The organism is Oleiphilus sp. HI0132 (assembly GCF_001635845.1).
In genome coordinates this window covers 13,100-30,008 of the sequence record NZ_LWGJ01001375.1, presented here as the reverse complement: position 1 = coordinate 30,008, position 16,909 = coordinate 13,100, and the positions used below count along the sequence as shown (strand labels likewise).

The 16,909-nt window shown below is 44.2% G+C and carries 16 protein-coding genes and 1 pseudogene; 4 read left to right on the top strand and 13 right to left on the bottom strand.

Annotated features, from left to right (window positions below; genetic code table 11):
* Positions 1–93, top strand: a pseudogene (locus A3766_RS32150) (monothiol glutaredoxin, Grx4 family); the annotation flags it as partial.
* 86 nt (positions 94–179) lie between these two features.
* Here A3766_RS32150 and grxD read toward each other — a convergent pair.
* Entirely contained in the window at positions 180–500 is a 321-nt protein-coding gene (grxD, locus tag A3766_RS21180; protein WP_068513273.1) for a Grx4 family monothiol glutaredoxin, read from the bottom strand.
* Positions 501–583: 83 nt separating this feature from the next.
* Positions 584–2,131, bottom strand: coding sequence for a hydantoinase B/oxoprolinase family protein (locus A3766_RS21175; protein ID WP_068513276.1), 1,548 nt, complete (start codon positions 2,129–2,131; stop codon positions 584–586).
* A 211-nt stretch (positions 2,132–2,342) separates the two neighbouring features.
* Between A3766_RS21175 and A3766_RS21170 the strand changes: the two genes are divergently transcribed.
* From A3766_RS21170 to A3766_RS21160, 3 genes are read left to right on the top strand one after another with little or no spacing between them, the layout of a single operon-like run.
* Positions 2,343–3,545: an aspartate aminotransferase family protein gene (locus tag A3766_RS21170; RefSeq protein WP_231872212.1), complete on the top strand. Its 1,203-nt coding sequence runs from the start codon at positions 2,343–2,345 to the stop codon at positions 3,543–3,545.
* A gap of 55 nt (positions 3,546–3,600) precedes the next feature.
* Complete coding sequence (gene argF / locus A3766_RS21165; protein ID WP_068509298.1) at positions 3,601–4,509, top strand: ornithine carbamoyltransferase; 909 nt, start codon at positions 3,601–3,603, stop codon at positions 4,507–4,509.
* 28 nt (positions 4,510–4,537) lie between these two features.
* On the top strand, positions 4,538–5,608 hold the full coding sequence (locus tag A3766_RS21160) for an ABC transporter ATP-binding protein (protein WP_231872213.1): 1,071 nt from the start codon (positions 4,538–4,540) through the stop codon (positions 5,606–5,608).
* Positions 5,609–5,620: 12 nt separating this feature from the next.
* On the opposite strand, the gene A3766_RS21155 is transcribed toward A3766_RS21160, so the two are convergent.
* The 11 genes from A3766_RS21155 to pheA form a co-directional block, all read right to left on the bottom strand.
* Positions 5,621–6,469, bottom strand: a complete 849-nt coding sequence (locus tag A3766_RS21155) for an alpha/beta fold hydrolase (protein WP_068509302.1) — start codon at positions 6,467–6,469, stop codon at positions 5,621–5,623.
* A gap of 116 nt (positions 6,470–6,585) precedes the next feature.
* Positions 6,586–7,167, bottom strand: a complete 582-nt coding sequence (locus A3766_RS21150) for a chalcone isomerase family protein (protein ID WP_068509304.1) — start codon at positions 7,165–7,167, stop codon at positions 6,586–6,588.
* Entirely contained in the window at positions 7,160–7,885 is a 726-nt protein-coding gene (pyrF, locus tag A3766_RS21145) for an orotidine-5'-phosphate decarboxylase (RefSeq protein WP_082865164.1), read from the bottom strand. Before pyrF ends, A3766_RS21150 begins: the two co-directional genes overlap by 8 nt.
* A 26-nt stretch (positions 7,886–7,911) precedes the next feature.
* Positions 7,912–9,090: a tetratricopeptide repeat protein gene (locus tag A3766_RS21140; RefSeq protein WP_068509305.1), complete on the bottom strand. Its 1,179-nt coding sequence runs from the start codon at positions 9,088–9,090 to the stop codon at positions 7,912–7,914.
* Between the two features lie 3 nt (positions 9,091–9,093).
* On the bottom strand, positions 9,094–9,393 hold the full coding sequence (locus tag A3766_RS21135; RefSeq protein ID WP_068509306.1) for a LapA family protein: 300 nt from the start codon (positions 9,391–9,393) through the stop codon (positions 9,094–9,096).
* A gap of 81 nt (positions 9,394–9,474) precedes the next feature.
* Positions 9,475–9,771 (bottom strand): integration host factor subunit beta, encoded by a 297-nt coding sequence (locus tag A3766_RS21130; RefSeq protein ID WP_068509308.1) that lies wholly within the window; start codon positions 9,769–9,771, stop codon positions 9,475–9,477.
* Between the two features lie 144 nt (positions 9,772–9,915).
* Positions 9,916–11,592, bottom strand: a complete 1,677-nt coding sequence (rpsA, locus tag A3766_RS21125; protein ID WP_068509310.1) for a 30S ribosomal protein S1 — start codon at positions 11,590–11,592, stop codon at positions 9,916–9,918.
* 119 nt (positions 11,593–11,711) lie between these two features.
* Positions 11,712–12,386 carry a (d)CMP kinase gene (gene cmk / locus A3766_RS21120; protein WP_068509312.1) on the bottom strand — a complete coding sequence of 225 codons (675 nt, stop codon included), beginning with the start codon at positions 12,384–12,386 and terminating at the stop codon, positions 11,712–11,714.
* A 65-nt stretch (positions 12,387–12,451) separates the two neighbouring features.
* Positions 12,452–14,677 carry a bifunctional prephenate dehydrogenase/3-phosphoshikimate 1-carboxyvinyltransferase gene (locus A3766_RS21115; RefSeq protein WP_068553341.1) on the bottom strand — a complete coding sequence of 742 codons (2,226 nt, stop codon included), beginning with the start codon at positions 14,675–14,677 and terminating at the stop codon, positions 12,452–12,454.
* Complete coding sequence (hisC, locus tag A3766_RS21110; protein WP_231872046.1) at positions 14,668–15,801, bottom strand: histidinol-phosphate transaminase; 1,134 nt, start codon at positions 15,799–15,801, stop codon at positions 14,668–14,670. Before hisC ends, A3766_RS21115 begins: the two co-directional genes overlap by 10 nt.
* Positions 15,801–16,898 carry a prephenate dehydratase gene (gene pheA / locus A3766_RS21105; protein WP_068515499.1) on the bottom strand — a complete coding sequence of 366 codons (1,098 nt, stop codon included), beginning with the start codon at positions 16,896–16,898 and terminating at the stop codon, positions 15,801–15,803. Before pheA ends, hisC begins: the two co-directional genes overlap by 1 nt.
* Positions 16,899–16,909 lie beyond the last annotated feature (11 nt).

Sequence of the window (16,909 nt, the reverse complement as noted above, 5' to 3'; positions counted from 1 at the left end):
ATGGATACGATTAAAGAGCAACTTGAAAGCAATGATATTCTGCTATACATGAAAGGCTCGCCTCAGCAACCACAATGCGGCTTNTCTNCCAAAACAAAAACATCAGTAAATAACTAGAACACAAAAAAAGAAGAAGAGAGCCGACCTTGAGACGAGATTAAAGTCGGCTAAAGTACAACTTATTCAGCGGAAGCAGCAGCGCTTACCATCTTTTTCAGCTCACCAGACTCGTACAGTTCGGTGACAATATCACAACCGCCTACAAGTTCACCTTTTATGTATAGCTGCGGGAATGTCGGCCAACTTGAGTAAACCTTAAGGTTCTCTCTCAACTCAGGGTGTTCTAAAATATTAATATAAGCAAATCGCTCCTCACAAGCCATCAGCGCCTGTGATGTTTTGGCAGAAAAGCCGCATTGTGGTTGCTGAGGCGAGCCTTTCATGTATAGCAGAATATCATTGCTTTCAAGTTGCTCTTTAATCGTATCCATTATTGACATCGGTATTTACCTGTAGAGTTAAATCTTTCGCCACCTAGTTTACTATCTTTTGATAAGACCAACCATATTAGTCAGGTATTTTTTCAGAGTTTCTCCCCCCAGGCTCCGCCACCAGGTGTGTTGATCGTTAAAACATCACCCGCCCCTACCTTAAACTCTGCCTTACCATCCAGCACCCTAGCATTAAGTACATTTTTACCTGGGCACCCTTCAGCACCACCTTCGAGTCCCCACGGAGCTTTCGAGCGACGCTCAGTTAACAAAGTGACCTGAGCCGCCTGCTTAAACAGGTAAGAGCGGATGACGCCATCTCCACCTGAATGCTCCCCTATGCCACCAGAGCCCGCCCTAATACCGTATTGCATAACCTGCATCGGATAATGAAGCTCCAGGCTCTCTATGGGCGTGTTAAGCGTATTCGTCATATGACACTGGCGCGCAGTAATACCTTCAAATAACTCACCTGCCCCTGCTCCACCAGCGATTGTCTCGTAATAGTTCCATGGCGTCGGAGCTGTCCCTCCCATCGCAACATTATTCATCGTTCCCTGTGAGGCGGCAGGCACTTTAAGTCCTATTTGATGCAATGCTCCAAGCACAACATCTACAACACGCATACTTGTTTCAACATTCCCTGCTGAAACGGCAGCTCCAGGTAGAGCATTTAGTAGCGAGCCACTGGGCGCAGAGATATTAATCAGTTTGAACACCCCATCACAATGAGGTACATACGCTGGCATTAGTGCTGCAAACACATAGTACACAGACGCAGCACATACACTAAGAGGGCAATTTAGATTCCCCTTAACCTGTGCTGATGTTCCGGTAAAATCCAGCGTAATTCCCTCACTATCGATAGACACTTCAACTTTAATTAGAATATTTTCAGTACCTACCCCGTCGCCATCAAGGTAATCTGAAAAACTAGCCCTCCCTTTCGGCAAACGCTCTAGGTAATTCGCTGCAAGCGTTTTACCATAGTCATTCAATTGCTCAATGCCTTGAACAAAACTCTGACGTGTCATCCGCGACTCAATAAACCACTGTTCCAGGCGCTCCAGACCTACAACGTTCGCACTGAGCTGTGCAATAAAATCTCCTGGCAAATCGTCGGCATTAGTGTTCTTTTCTATGCTTGATAATAATTCGAGACAAACCTTATTCAGTTTTCCTTGAGAATATAGTTTTTGGGGAGAAATAATTACGCCTTCATCTTCCAAGCTTGTTGAAAGCGGCATTGAGCCAGGAGAATCACAACCGATATTGGCATGATGCGCACGATTCGCAACAAAGCCACTTAGCTCTTCACCAACAAAGAATGGTGCAATCAATGTTACATCAGGAAGATGAGTCCCACCCTTAAAAGGATCATTTAAAACCAGAACATCGCCTTGCTTCCAATCAAACTCAGAAACTATTCGGGTCATTGCATAAGCCATGCTACCGAGATGAACAGGAATATGCGCAGCTTGGGCCACGATTTTTCCATCACAATCAAAAAAAGCGCAGGAATAGTCAAGACGGTCTTTTATATTTGGAGAAAAAGCACTTCTTTGCAAAACCAGGCCCATTTCTTCACATATCGACTTTATTTGACCCGAAAACACCGCTAATTCAACCGCATTAAGCACAATAAAAACTCTCAATTCGTCACAAGATTTGAATATGGTAACCAGAATACATCAACTACATTTTCCAAGGATCAAGTATCACCAGATACATCTTGATCGCAGGCTAAAAATTGAAGCCCAAAAACAATTGATTACCATGAAAGATCAAGCTAACATATTATCTTTATACAGGCAGCATTTAGCTGCCTTTTTGCGTTAATAAGAGACTGAAATGAACAACGATCAACCGCTGATGAGCACTTATGGCAGACTACCTGTTGCTTTTGAAAATGGTGACGGCGCCTGGCTATACGACACTGACGGAAACAAATACTTTGATACCTTTTTTGGTATAGCTGTTTGCGGCCTTGGCCATTCACACCCCGCAGTTACCAAAGCAATCAAAGATCAGGCCGGCCGCCTACTCCACTGTTCAAATCTTTATCACACGCCTTTACAAGTCAAACTTGCACAGACCTTATGCCAAATATCAGGTATGGAAAAAGTTTTCTTTTCCAACTCCGGTGCTGAAGCGAATGAAGCCGCTATTAAGCTAGCCAGAAAGTATGGGCATGACAAGGGTATACAGACTCCCACGATTATCGTCATGGATCAATCTTTCCACGGCAGGACTATGGCGACCTTGACCGCGACAGGAAACCGAAAAGCACAAGCGGGCTTCGAGCCTTTACTAGGCGGCTTTGTTAGAGCACCATTCAATGACGTTAAAGCTGTTGAAGCGATTGCCAAATCGAACCCTAATGTTGTCGCAATTCTAGTCGAGCCCATTCAAGGTGAAGGAGGTCTCTCAATCGCTGAGGACGGTTACCTAAAATCTTTGCGTCAGATCTGCGATGAGAATGACTGGCTATTGATGTTAGACGAAGTTCAAACAGGTAACGGCAGAACGGGTAATTATTTTGCTTATCAAGGGTATGATGTAACACCTGACGTTGTGACAACTGCAAAAGGCATCGCCAATGGCTACCCTATTGGTGCATGCATGGCAAAAGGCAGCGCAGCCGATGTTCTTACTCCCGGCACTCACGGTTCGACCTTCGGCGGAAACCCTCTTGGCTGTGCAGCTGCACTAGCGACAATCAATGAAATTACAAGCCATAAGCTTTGTGATAGAGCATCTGTTCTCGGAGAACGCATTCTTAAAGAACTTGAGAATGAACTTTTGGCAGCTAACTACGTTGCTGATATTCGCGGCAGGGGCTTAATGATCGGCATTGAACTGACCGAACCTTGCCTAGAGCTCGTTCCACTAGCCAAGGCAAAAGGCTTACTATTGAACGTCACTTCCGAAAAAGTGATTCGACTTCTACCGGCACTGAATATGAGTGACGACGAGTGTGAATTCTTAATTGACGCCGTCGTACAAATCATTCGCCTATATTCTGCCGACGATCGCAGCAGGCCCCGCTCTTAACTGGGCAGGAAACACTCTACCTCCACGATCAAATCGTTTATTTATTGAGAGACAAATGGCACTAAGACACTTCTTAACCTTAAATGACCTTTCCAGCCAAGAGCTTAAGCAAGTTATTGAGCGAGCTATCACACTTAAAACCGAGCATAAGCAAGGTAATATCTATGAGCCTCTCAAAAATCGCGTTTTAGCACTAATCTTCGAGAAGTCTTCTACCCGAACTCGTGTTTCTTTCGAGTCTGGCATGGCTCAATTTGGTGGTTCATCTCTATTTTTGTCTCCTCGGGATACGCAATTGGGTCGTGGAGAACCGGTTGAAGATAGTGCTAGGGTACTATCACGTATGGTTGATGCAATTACTATTCGAACCTTCGAACATGAGAAACTGGCATTATTTGCACGACACTCCTCGGTGCCAGTCATTAACGCCCTTACAGATGACTTCCACCCCTGCCAATTACTTGCCGATATGCAAACCTATCACGAACATAGAGGCTCAATCGAAGGCAAAAAAGTCGTATGGGTCGGTGATGGTAATAATATGTGCCATTCTTTCATTAACGCTGCAGCACTACTTAACTTCGAGTTGGTCATCTCATCACCCGTCGGCTACGACCCAAATAACGAGTTGCTCAAAAAGAATCAAAAACATGCTCATATTGTACGAAACCCAATTGCCGCCGTCAAAAATGCCGACTTAGTTGTAACTGATGTCTGGGCATCAATGGGGCAAGAAGAAGAGCAAAAAGAGCGCATCAACAAGTTTAAAGACTATCAAGTTAGCCCGGAACTAATGAGCGTAGCGAACTCTGATGCCCTATTCATGCATTGCCTGCCTGCACATCGTGGAGAAGAAATTAGTCACGACATGCTGGATCACCCCAGCTCAGTCGTTTGGGATGAAGCAGAAAATAGATTACATTCTCAAAAGGCACTTCTTGAGTTTTTATTGTGTAATGCTTAAGTAAACATAAGAAAGGATTTAGTAGCACGTGTCTTCACCAACAAAGATGAGCAATATACTCGAAGTTAACGATGTACAGTGCAACTATGAAAACCTAATCGTCATTAAAGACCTTTCTTTTAAGCTGGTCAGAGGTGATATAGCTTGTTTACTTGGGCCAAGTGGGTGTGGCAAAAGCACCATTCTCCGCGCTATCGCCGGCTTTGAGAATCTTGAAGCCGGCACAATCAATTTGAACGGCTTAACTATATCCAGTACCAACAAGGTACAAGCCCCCGAGAAAAGACGGATTGGCATGGTATTTCAAGACTATGCCCTCTTCCCCCACCTTAGCGTCAGCCAAAATATCGCTTTCGGCCTCACAGGCATTAAGGACAAAACCGAAAAGTCAGCTCATATTGAAAAGTTAATTCACTTAGTCGACCTAGATGGCTATCAAAACAGCTTTCCACATGAACTGTCTGGCGGGCAACAACAACGAGTAGCGCTAGCACGAGCTTTAGCGCCTGAACCCGAACTTATCCTACTAGATGAACCTTTTTCAAATCTTGATGCTGAGCTACGCAACCGTCTAAGCATTGATATCAGGAACATTCTTAAGACTTTAGGAATCAGTGCAATATTAGTGACTCATGATCAGAAAGAAGCATTCGCTATGTGTGACTATATTGGCGTTATTGATCAAGGAAAAGTTCAACAATGGGGAAAACCCTACGAGCTATATCACGAACCCGTAAATCCTTTTGTCGCTAGGTTTATTGGACACGGCACCTTTATCAAAGGTGAAACCTTAACACCCGATACCTTCTCAAGTGAGGTCGGTGTGATTCAAGGCAATCGTGCTTATAACTGGCCAGAAAAAACCAGGATTGAAATACTAATTCGTCCCGACGATGTAATTTATAAACCAGGAGCAAACCTGAATGCCGTCGTCAGCTCGAAAATTTTTGCAGGCACCTCAACCCAATACCAATTAAAGCTTGCCTCTGATACGGCTCTCGATGTCATCTTCCCTAGCCACCAGGATTTTAATATCGGAGAAACCATTAATATCGCAATCGACGCAGAGCACCTGATTGCATATGAAGTATCAACCTAAACTAAATTGGCTTTAGTTGGCGCTGCAATGCTGTGACTCCTCAGCAGTGCGCTCAAAAAACTCAGCGTAAGTCTCAAGTAGTTCAGGCTTCTCCCAATGCAAAAAGTGCCCCACCCCTTTGACTAGCTGAAACTCTCCATTCGCCAGCATTTTAGTAGCTTTACGCGTGTCAAAGAGGTCCATAATGGTATCGAACTGCCCCATAACAACTAGCACGGGAATCGCAATCGAGCTCAACTCAATATGCTGCTTAAGATCCCCCATCTGAGTAACCGACCGACTATGCTCATAAAATGATGCATACTGCTCCTCACTCATATCATTAAACTGGCTAATAATTTGGCGCTTTAAATGCTCAGGAATAAGTTGGCCAAACTTCTCTATCATCAATGGCGCAATTTCAGCGCCACGCCCCTGCTCAATATAAGACTGAACTTGATCTATAATTACCTGAAGGACTGAATTTGCACGCGTGCCAAAACTGCCAAGAACAGCCCGATTAAACAAATCCGGATAACGATCCAAATAAGAAGCCGCAACAATTGAGCCCCAAGAGCCGCCAACTAAATATCGACTAGAGTACTTTTGCGCATCAATTCTGACTAATAACTCATGCAAGGCATCCACTTGCTCTTCAAGCGATACCCCCATGCAACCGTAGTTAATTTTTGCACGCCCTTGCCCAGGCAAGTCAAATACCAGGATGCTGTATTCAGTTTGAAAACGAGAGACAAAACTGCGCCATGCAGACATGGTTTGTTTTGCACCGCCAATGCATACCATTAACTTATCTGAAGAGCCATATAGCCTATACGGAATTTCAAATCGTGAGACCTCAAGTTTCCCTGCGATTTTATTCACACAAGCCTCCTTCCACCTAATGTCACTGAGCGAGCAGTTAAGGGTGATAGAAATCAGAGCAGATAACAAGTTAATTGGGTAAGATTTGTGAAAGTATGCCTTAAAAGATCAAAATCTTAATTCAGGCCTTTAGTTAACATCGCCTGATCTACAACAGATTGCCCCCCTAACCAGATCGCACGTAAAGCACGAGAGAGGGCTGTATTCGAAAATGAGGAAACACGCACGTTATTGTAATAAAAACTCACCTTCCCCTCTGGCTTAAAGAATATTTTGAGAGAGTCTCCCTCTTTTACATCTGTATTGATACTGGACACCAGCTTAGTTATTTCTTGAGAAAGCGCCTGAAAGTCGTGATTTGAAAGATTTTTCTCAAGCCCTTCTGACAAAGCATTGTGAACCTTCTCTTTAGGCAAATCTCTTTCATAATTCAGAGTTAGAAGCTCTGCATAATTACTCTTGTTAGACTGGGAAACACTTCGGTAATAAGCGACATCATAGACATCAAAAAATAGGAATGACCGTTCCGCTTCTCCTATCAATACGAATGTATAGGTCTGCTGCATATGCGCTAGATAGCTTATTACGGGAAAACCCAAAGTGCTTGACGCTTCATGTTTCGATTCCGGCCCGGCAAAACTAAGCATAACAGGAACAAAACAGAACAAAGCTATCAAGCTTTTTGAAACCTTACCCAAGCGCCAGCTCCTTGGTTATCTTTGATAAGGCATCCATTGGGTCATCAGCTTGAGTAATTGGCCTACCTATCACCAAATAGTCTGAGCCAGCCTGAACAGCTTCATACGGTGTCATAATCCGCTTCTGATCCCCCACTGAAGCAAATGCAGGCCTTATTCCCGGGGTCACCAACTTAAAGTCAGCCCCTAAGTTAGCCTTTAACTCAGCTACCTCGTGTGAAGAACACACTACGCCATCCATTCCTACATCTCTACTGAGCTCGGCCAATCGATTTACCTGCTGTTGCGCTGACACCTCCAAACCAAGCTCATGAAGGTCTGCGTCTTGCATGCTAGTCAACACCGTAACAGCAATCAACAAGGGCTTTTTCTGATAGCTAGTTAACTTGGAAACGCAGGCTTCCATCATCTGCCGTCCACCAGATGCATGAACATTTACCATCCAGACACCAAGGTCTGCAGCCACAGCAACTGCATTAGCTGTCGTATTTGGAATATCGTGAAATTTTAGATCGAGAAACACCTCAAAACCAAGACCATGCAGGGACTCCAATATCTGAGGTCCACAACGTGTATATAGTTCCTTCCCGACCTTTACCCGGCAGTATGAGGGGTCTAGAGACTCAGCCATTTTTATTGCACTTGCCGAGTCAGGGTAATCAAGCGCAACTATTAGTGGTGATTTTTGTTCTACCGAAGACATGTCTGTACCTTGCATATAAATCCTTACAATTCCGAAATCGTTTAATTCACGACCTTTTTTTCATACTCTAATACCGGTTTAATCGTCTGCCAGCTCTTACAACTAGGACAATTCCAGTGCAGCTGCCCACCGTTAAATCCACACTGAGAACAGCGGTATTTCTCTTTCTTATCACTCTCACGGGATATAATTCTAATCAATTGGCGAGCCAACTTCGGGTGAATGTCATCAGACATGCCCTCCATACTAAATAAATAGTTTAATGCTCGAAGACTTGGCAAACTGGAAAGCTGGTCAAGCAGGAATTCAAATGCTTCATCCTTACGCCCCTGAGCTTCCATTGAAGCAACGACTGCCAACATCACTGGCATCTGCCCTGTATCTTCGTAAAGGTTTTTAAGATACGCCTGATGCTGATCAAAAGATTCTGTCTTGACGGTGCACTCTAACAAAAGAGGCAAAGCTAAAATGATGTCTTCAGGAGCTATTTCTGCAACTTGCTTTAAGAAACGAATAGCTTCTCCATACCTCTCATCCTGTTGAGCAAGCGCAGCCTGTCCAAGCAAAGCCCTGACACACAATTTATTAACTCCCAAAGCCTGCTTAAATAAATTGATTGCTTCCCTTTGCTGGTTACTTTTTAGCTTTTCCTCAGCAAGCTCACAATAGTACTGAGACAGTCGAATCTTTATTTCGGGATGACGCCTTAAATCAATCTCTTTAGCAATGACCAATGCGCCTGACCAGTCTTTTTCACGCTCACAGATATCAAGTAATAAAACCTGACTACGATAGGAGTATCTTTTAGATTGTGTTAATTGTAACAATAAAGACTCTGCTCTATCGAAAAGGCCTGCAGCTTTATAGTCTTTTGCTAGCTCAAATATCACAGCATCACTGGCTTCATTTGAGATTTCTGGGTGAGCCATTAGATTCTGGTGAATTAGTATAGCTTTCTCTACCTCACCTTGTTTTCTAAAGTGCGTACCGATAGAGATGTGTGTTTGAAGAGTTTCTTCGGATACTTCCAGGGAGTTAATCAATCGATCTATAGCATCATCGGAATAACTATCAAAAAGCAGCTGGAGTCGGTGCTTTTCACCGACCTTTGTTTGGCTAGGTTCGCTAGTAGGAGACCTTTTCTGCTTAGCGCTATATCCGAGCAACCAGCCTAAAGAAAGCGCTAAAAACAGAAAAACCCAGAGCTGCGCAGTTTCCATTTACTAGCCTTTTGAGGTCGCTCTTTTAAGTCTCGACAGTTTAGTTTCTGTTGTCTGGAGACGCTTATCTTTAATTTTTTTCGAACCAAAAAGGGAAATCTGAGTCGGTACAGAAAATAAGAAACCAAGAATGAGGCCAACAACCAAGCTGCCTAACACCCAAAACCCCACACTAAGAGAGGTGAACTCGACAAATAATAGATCCACAGCTACAAGCGCATCATTTCGTAAAACAAAAACAACACAAGCGAGTAGAATAACTACAAAAAGAAGAAATGAAAGAGCGAATAAAATACGTGCCATTAATAAAACCTGACTCAAATATTGAAACGTGCCTAGATCTTTACCATGTTAACACGCTGACTATATTAGAGGCGAATTTGATTAATAGCCTTCTTTTAGACTCTCATTTACACGATCTCTAAGCTCTTTACCTGGCTTAAAGTGAGGCACATGCTTTGCCTGAAGACTAACAGACTCACCTGTTTTCGGATTTCTACCCATCCTTGGTGCTCGATAGTGTAGAGAAAAACTACCAAACCCACGAATCTCAATACGCTGCCCTGACGACAAGGTATCAGACATAAGATCAATAAGTGTTTTTATCGCCAGCTCAACATCTTTGACTGACAACTGCGTTTGCTTCGCAGCAATAATTTCAACTAATTCGGACTTTGTCATTAACTGTTCGATCCCTAAAAGACTCAACAATAACGTTGCTTTTTTTCAGTGTAGACAAAGAAACCAAAAAAACAAAAAAAACGGGCCTATAGCCCGTTTTTTTTGATTATATTACAACCAGTTAGTTGTATTGATGAAAGCGCATTACTTGTTTTGCATTTGCTCTTTAATCAAATCACCGATTGTAGTTGGTCCAGCAGACTCAACTTGCTTCTCACGAACTTCTTTCATCGCCTGCTTTTCGTCATCGATATCTTTAGACTTAACAGACAAATTAATTACGCGATTCTTACGATCAATATTGATGATCTTAGCTTCTACTTCATCGCCTTCTTTAAGCTGAGTAGTTAGATCTTCAACACGATCCTGACTCATTTCAGAAGCTTTCAAAGTCGCTTCAACATCTTCGCCAAGTTCTACAATAGCTGCTTTCGCATCTACTGACTTAACAGTACCTGTAACGATAGTACCTTTATCGTTAACCTGCACGTATTCAGCAAATGGGTCGCGCTCAAGCTGCTTGATACCTAAAGAGATACGCTCACGCTCTGGATCAACAGAAAGAATCACAGTTTCAATCTCGTCGCCTTTCTTGTACTTACGAACAGCTTCTTCGCCAGTTTCGTGCCAAGAAATATCAGACAAGTGAACTAGACCGTCAATGCCGCCATCCAAACCAATGAAGATGCCGAAGTCAGTGATAGATTTGATCTTACCGCTAACTTTATCTTCTTTGTTGAACTTGCTTGAGAACTCTTCCCAAGGATTAGCGTGACACTGCTTAATACCTAGAGAAATACGACGACGCTCTTCATCGATATCAAGAACCATTACTTCAACTTCATCACCTAACTGAACAACCTTAGATGGGTGAATGTTCTTGTTAGTCCAATCCATTTCAGAAACGTGAACAAGACCTTCAACGCCTTCTTCAATTTCTGCGAAACAACCGTAGTCAGTTAGGTTAGTTACGCGCGCAGTTACACGAGTATTCTCTGGGTAACGCTCTTTGATCTGTACCCATGGATCTTCACCTAGCTGCTTAAGGCCTAGTGAAACACGGTTACGCTCACGATCAAACTTCAATACTTTAACATTGATCTCGTCACCAACATTTACGATTTCACTTGGATGCTTAATACGCTTCCAAGCCATATCTGTAATGTGTAGAAGACCGTCAACACCACCTAAGTCAACGAAAGCACCGTAGTCAGTAAGGTTCTTAACGATACCCTTGGCTTCCATACCTTCAGCCATTGACTCAAGCAATGCTTCACGTTCTGCACTATTTTCAGCTTCAAGCACTGAACGACGAGAAACAACAACGTTGTTACGCTTCTGATCTAGCTTGATAACTTTAAATTCTAATTCTTTACCTTCAAGGTGTAGCGTGTCACGTACTGGACGAACATCAACCAATGAACCAGGAAGGAAGGCACGGATAGTTTTCAGCTCAACAGTGAAACCACCTTTAACCTTACCGTTAATCACACCTTTAACGATTTCTTCAGCTTCAAATGCTTTCTCAAGCTCTTTCCAAGCTTCAGCACGCTTAGCCTTCTCACGAGATAGGCGTGTTTCACCGAAGCCATCTTCAACAGCATCTAGTGCAACATCAACAGAGTCACCGATCTTTAATTCGACTTCACCGCTCTCGTTAACAAATTGAGATAGAGGTATAACACCTTCTGACTTTAGGCCAGCGTTTACTGTAACCCAGTCGCTATCAATATCTACTACAACACCCGCAATAATTGCTCCCGGGGTCATATCGATTTCATTTAGACTCTCTTCAAATAACTCTGCAAAGCTCTCGCTCATTACAATTCCTGTGTGATTAAATTCTCCGTACCACCAGCATGTACGGTTTATTTATTGAAATGGGTTTTGCATTGCTGGCCAACGTTAACCAAAACCCAAAAGTTTAGAAGTCGTATTTATTAAGATTTCCGCTCAATAAAATTAACAACTTCCTTTAAAACTTCTTCGATAGAAAGCCCTGTAGTATCAACATGATACGCATCTTCAGCGGCTTTGAGCGGAGCATTTTTTCGCCCCATGTCTCGGGCGTCTCGCTCTTCTATCTCCTTTAAAAGGGGCGCGATTTTAACATCTTCCCCCTCCGCCTTCAACTGCTTAAAGCGTCTATCCGCCCTAGCTTCTGCGCTCGCTGTCATAAATACCTTATATTCTGCCTCTGGAAACACCACTGTCCCCATATCTCGACCATCAGCAACCAAGCCAGGCTCGACTGCAAAGTTTCTTTGCCTTTGCAATAATGCTGCGCGAACAGATGCCAAAGGCGCTATCTTTGACGCATCATTACCCACAGTTTCTGTACGAATATCATTCGTCACATCCTGACCACCAAGTAATACTCTGACAGGCTCACCGTACTCAGATGGAACGAATTCAACATCTAACTTCTCAGCGACTTCAGCCAAAGCCTCTTCGTTATCGAAAGCAACCCCCAACCTAGTAGCAGCCAGCGCGGTAAGACGATAAAGCGCCCCGCTATCAAGCAAAGACCAGCCCAAATGCTTCGCCACGAGCTGAGCAATACTCCCCTTACCCGCGCCGCTGGGACCATCTATCGTTAATACTTTGCATGTCATTCAACTATCTCCAATTTTTTGAATGTCACGAAATTTTTCAGCACCATTCTTTACTACAACTCGTTTTACTCGGAATCGTCTTCAACGCTAATATTCAGACCCACTTCACTAGCCAACTCAACAAAATTTGGAAATGACGTCGCAACATTAGCACAATCCCTAATCACGATTTCACCCTTCGCTCTTAATGAAGCGACAGCGAAAGACATCGCTATTCTATGATCGCCATGACTATGAACTGTACCGCCTTGAATCTCAGAATTCTTGATCACTATACCGTCGTGCTTAACATCCGTTCTAACACCCAGCTGCGCCAAACCATCAGCCATCACTTGTATACGGTCGCTTTCCTTAACACGAAGCTCTTCAGCGCCACTTAAGACCGTCTCTCCCTCAGCACAAACCGCAGCAATAAACAAAACAGGAAACTCATCGATCGCAAGCGGAACCTGATCCTCTGGAATTTTAATTCCTTTAAGAGGTGCATGCTTAACACGAATGTCGCCTACAGGCTCACCACCTACGACAGACTCATTCATTACCTCTATATCAGCACCCATCTGGCGTAAAATGTTGATAATACCAACACGCGTAGGGTTTAGGCCTACGTGCTTGAGTGTCAAATCAGCGCCTGGGCAGATAGATGCAGCAACCATAAAGAAAGCTGCAGAGGAAATATCCGCAGGCACATCAATAGACCCGCCTTTCAGAGAACCACCTCCAGCCAAAGTAGCAACTGCACCCTCTCGCTTTACCGGATAACCAAAACCATTAAGCATACGCTCTGTATGGTCTCGAGTCGGCGCTGGCTCCTGAACCTGTGTTTCGCCATCAGCGTATAAGCCCGCCAATAACAAACAAGACTTAACTTGCGCACTGGCCATTGGCATATCATAACGAATACCTGCCAGAGTTTGAGAACCACTAATTTTTAGAGGCGGACGTCCACCTTCCGCAGACTCAATTTTCGCACCCATTTGACGTAATGGGCCAGCAACTCGCTCCATTGGCCGCTTAGATAAAGACTCATCACCCGTCAATTCCGTATCAAATTTTTGCCCGGCAAGTAGACCGGCAAATAAACGCATACCAGTTCCTGAGTTACCAAGGTAAAGTGGCCCAGGAGGCGCTTGAAGACCATGCAGACCAACACCATGAATCTTAACTCGCCCTTCTTCTGGCCCCTCAATTACAACCCCCATATCCCTAAAGGCCTGAAGTGTCGCCAGACTATCTTCGCCCTCAAGAAACCCTTCAACTTCCGTCACTCCTTCTGCAAGAGCGCCTAACATTATTGAACGATGGGAAATCGATTTATCGCCCGCTACTCGGATATTTCCGCGAACTTCACCGCCAGGTGCCATTTTGAACGTTACATTTTTAGTATTCATAGTATCGGTATACGACTGTCCGTTTAGTATTTTTGAAAAGTGCTCTCTCGCAGACTTAGCTCGCGTAAAAACGCCTAACAAGTGCTGACTATCGCCTTGCTCGACACTGGTTCTCAAGGAAGCAAGGTCTGAAGTAAAGTGATCTAAAACCTTAAGTAAGGCATCTTTATTGGCAAGAAAAATGTCATGCCACATCAAAGGATCACTTGCGGCAATACGAGTAAAATCTCTAAAGCCTCCCGCTGCATAACGGAAGATCTCTTGGTTCTGCTCCTCACCGGCAAGCGTATCGACCAACGAAAAGGCTAACAAATGTGGCAAATGGCTAGTCGCAGCAAGGACTTCATCATGCTTCTCAATCGACATTTCAAGCACGGTCGCACCGGCCATACGCCACATAGACCGAACCAGGGACAAAGCAAGATGGTTAGTATTTTTTAAGGGTGTCAATATGACTTTATGGCGCTGATATAAATTTTCATCAGCAGCCATGACTCCACTGCGTTCCGAGCCCGCTATTGGGTGCCCCGGAACGACAAACGAAGGTACCTCACCATAGACTGCTTCAACAGCCTCAAGAAAGCATTTTTTTACGCTACCAACATCGGTAACAACAGCCCCCTCTTTCAATGACACCTTTACTTCACTTAAGACATCTTCAAATGCCTTTACAGGAACCGCCAGCACAACCAAGTCAGCACCTTTCACTGCCGCAGCGATAGATTCAGCAGCCTCATCGATAACTCCTAACTCAACACCAAGCTTAGCCTCACTATGATTTAAGGAGTAACCGCAAGTGTGTGCTGCAAAACCTTCAGTTCTCGCGGCCTTAGCCAAGGAGCCACCAATCAACCCAACACCAATTACAGCCAACCTTGCAATGCGCGAGCTCACAAGCATCCTTCCTCTCGTAAAGAGTCGAGTGCTTTAATAAACTTTGAATTCTCCTGCTCCAAACCAATAGATACACGAAGGAACGAGTTCATACCGTAATTCGCTACAGGGCGCACAATCACACCAAGCTTCAACAAGCGCTGATAAATTTCCATAGCATCAACACCCGTATCAAAGGTAATAAAGTTACCTTTTGACGGAATAAATTCTAGCCCGAGATGCTCAAGAGCAAGCGCCATCTGACACATCCCTTGAGCATTACACTCAACACTAGCCTTTAGGTAGGCATCATCTCTTAAAACAGCAGCTGCTGCGGCTAATGCTAAAGAATTGACATTAAACGGGTGCCGTACACGATTAAGGATATTCGCGATACCCGGATGAGAGACAGCATAGCCCACACGCAAAGAAGCCAACCCCCAAGCTTTGGAAAAGGTTCTAGTAACAATCAGATTTGTGTGCTTTTCGACAAGACCGATACCATCCGGAAAGTCTTCATCGGAAATGTATTCACAATAAGCTTCATCCAAAACAACAATCACTCGTTCCGGCACCTTGGCTAGAAACTCAAGCAAAAGATCTTTATTGATCGATGTCCCCGTTGGGTTATTCGGGTTAGCAATAAATATTAGTTTGGTTTTCTCAGAAATTCGCTCATACATTGCATCAAGGTCATGACCCCAATCTTTTGAGGGAGCTACAACAGCTTTAGCACCTACAGCCTGACAGGATATCGCATAAACTGCGAAGGCATATTCAGAGAAAATTACTTCAGAATCTCGATCAGAAAAACAACGAGTAATAATATCCAACAAGTCATTTGAGCCGTTGCCAAGCGTCATGCTCTCAAGGCTGATGTCATGCCCTTGAAATGACAGATACTCTTTTAAGGCATACTTTAGTTTATAGCCATTGCCATCAGGGTAACGACTTCCCTCAGCGAGCTCAGCTGAAATGGCTTGTTTTGCCAATTCACTCATACCCAGAGGATTTTCATTACTTGCCAGCTTTACAATATCGCTAATACCCAACTCTCGTTCTAGCTCGTCAATGGGTTTTCCGGGTTGATAAGGATGCAAAGCCTGGACAGGCGCTACAGCCAAACCTGAAAGCTGGTCAGATTTTTTCACTAGAGCACACCCACCGGGTAAGAACCGAGATGTTTAATTTCTACCGCATCAGGAGAAACCTGCTGAACAACTTTCTGCACGCCTTCGTCATCGATATGACCTTCGAAATCAATAAAGAACACATAGGCCCAAGTACCGGAATTCGAAGGCCGAGTTTCCAGGCGGGTAAGGCTAATATCATTTTGATGGAAAGGCTCAAGGACGTGATATAGTGCCCCTGGTTTGTTCTTGGCCGACACCATAATAGAGGTCTTATCTTGACCGCTAGCAGGAACAACATCGCTACCGATAATCAAGAAGCGGGTCGTATTATCAGGCTGATCTTCAATATTCTCGACAAGTTTGAGTAAGCTATACTGCTCGGCTGCCATGTCACCAGCGATCGCAACAGCCCCTTCTTCTTTCATGCTGAGCTTTGCAGCCTCGGCATTACTACTAACAGCAACACGCTCAACTTGAGGGCAATTCGCATCCAACCATTTCCGGCACTGCGCCAAAGATTGCTGATGGGAATAGACTCGTTTGATATCAGAGGGTTTGATTTCATCATTCGATAGCAAGTGGTGATGAATTCTTAACTTCACTTCACCAGCAATGAATAAAGGTGAATTTACGAAACTATCCAAAGTATGATTAACAACGCCTTCCGTTGAGTTCTCAACTGGTACAACGCCATAGTTTGCCTGGCCAGACTCCACCTCTCGAAACACTTCATCAATTGCACTCATAGGCTGAGCATGAACAAAGTGTCCAAAATGTTTTAGGGCCGCTGCATGCGTATAAGTACCTTCCGGCCCTAAAAAAGCTACCTTCATTGGTTTTTCAAGGGCTAGACAACAGGACATTATCTCTCTGAAGAGCTTAGCAACATCTTCATCTGGCATAGGCCCCGTATTGCGTTCCATTACGGCCCGCAGGACCTGAGCCTCTCGCTCAGGGCGATAATACTGCACAAGCTCATTACCGGCAGCAGCCTGCTTCACCTCAGCAACACGCTGAGCACAAGCTGCGCGCTGGTTGATCAAAGACTGAATATTTTGATCAATCTCATCAATCTGAGCCCGTAGCTTTGCGAGCTCTGTTGCTTCATCTACCATTATATTTCCAG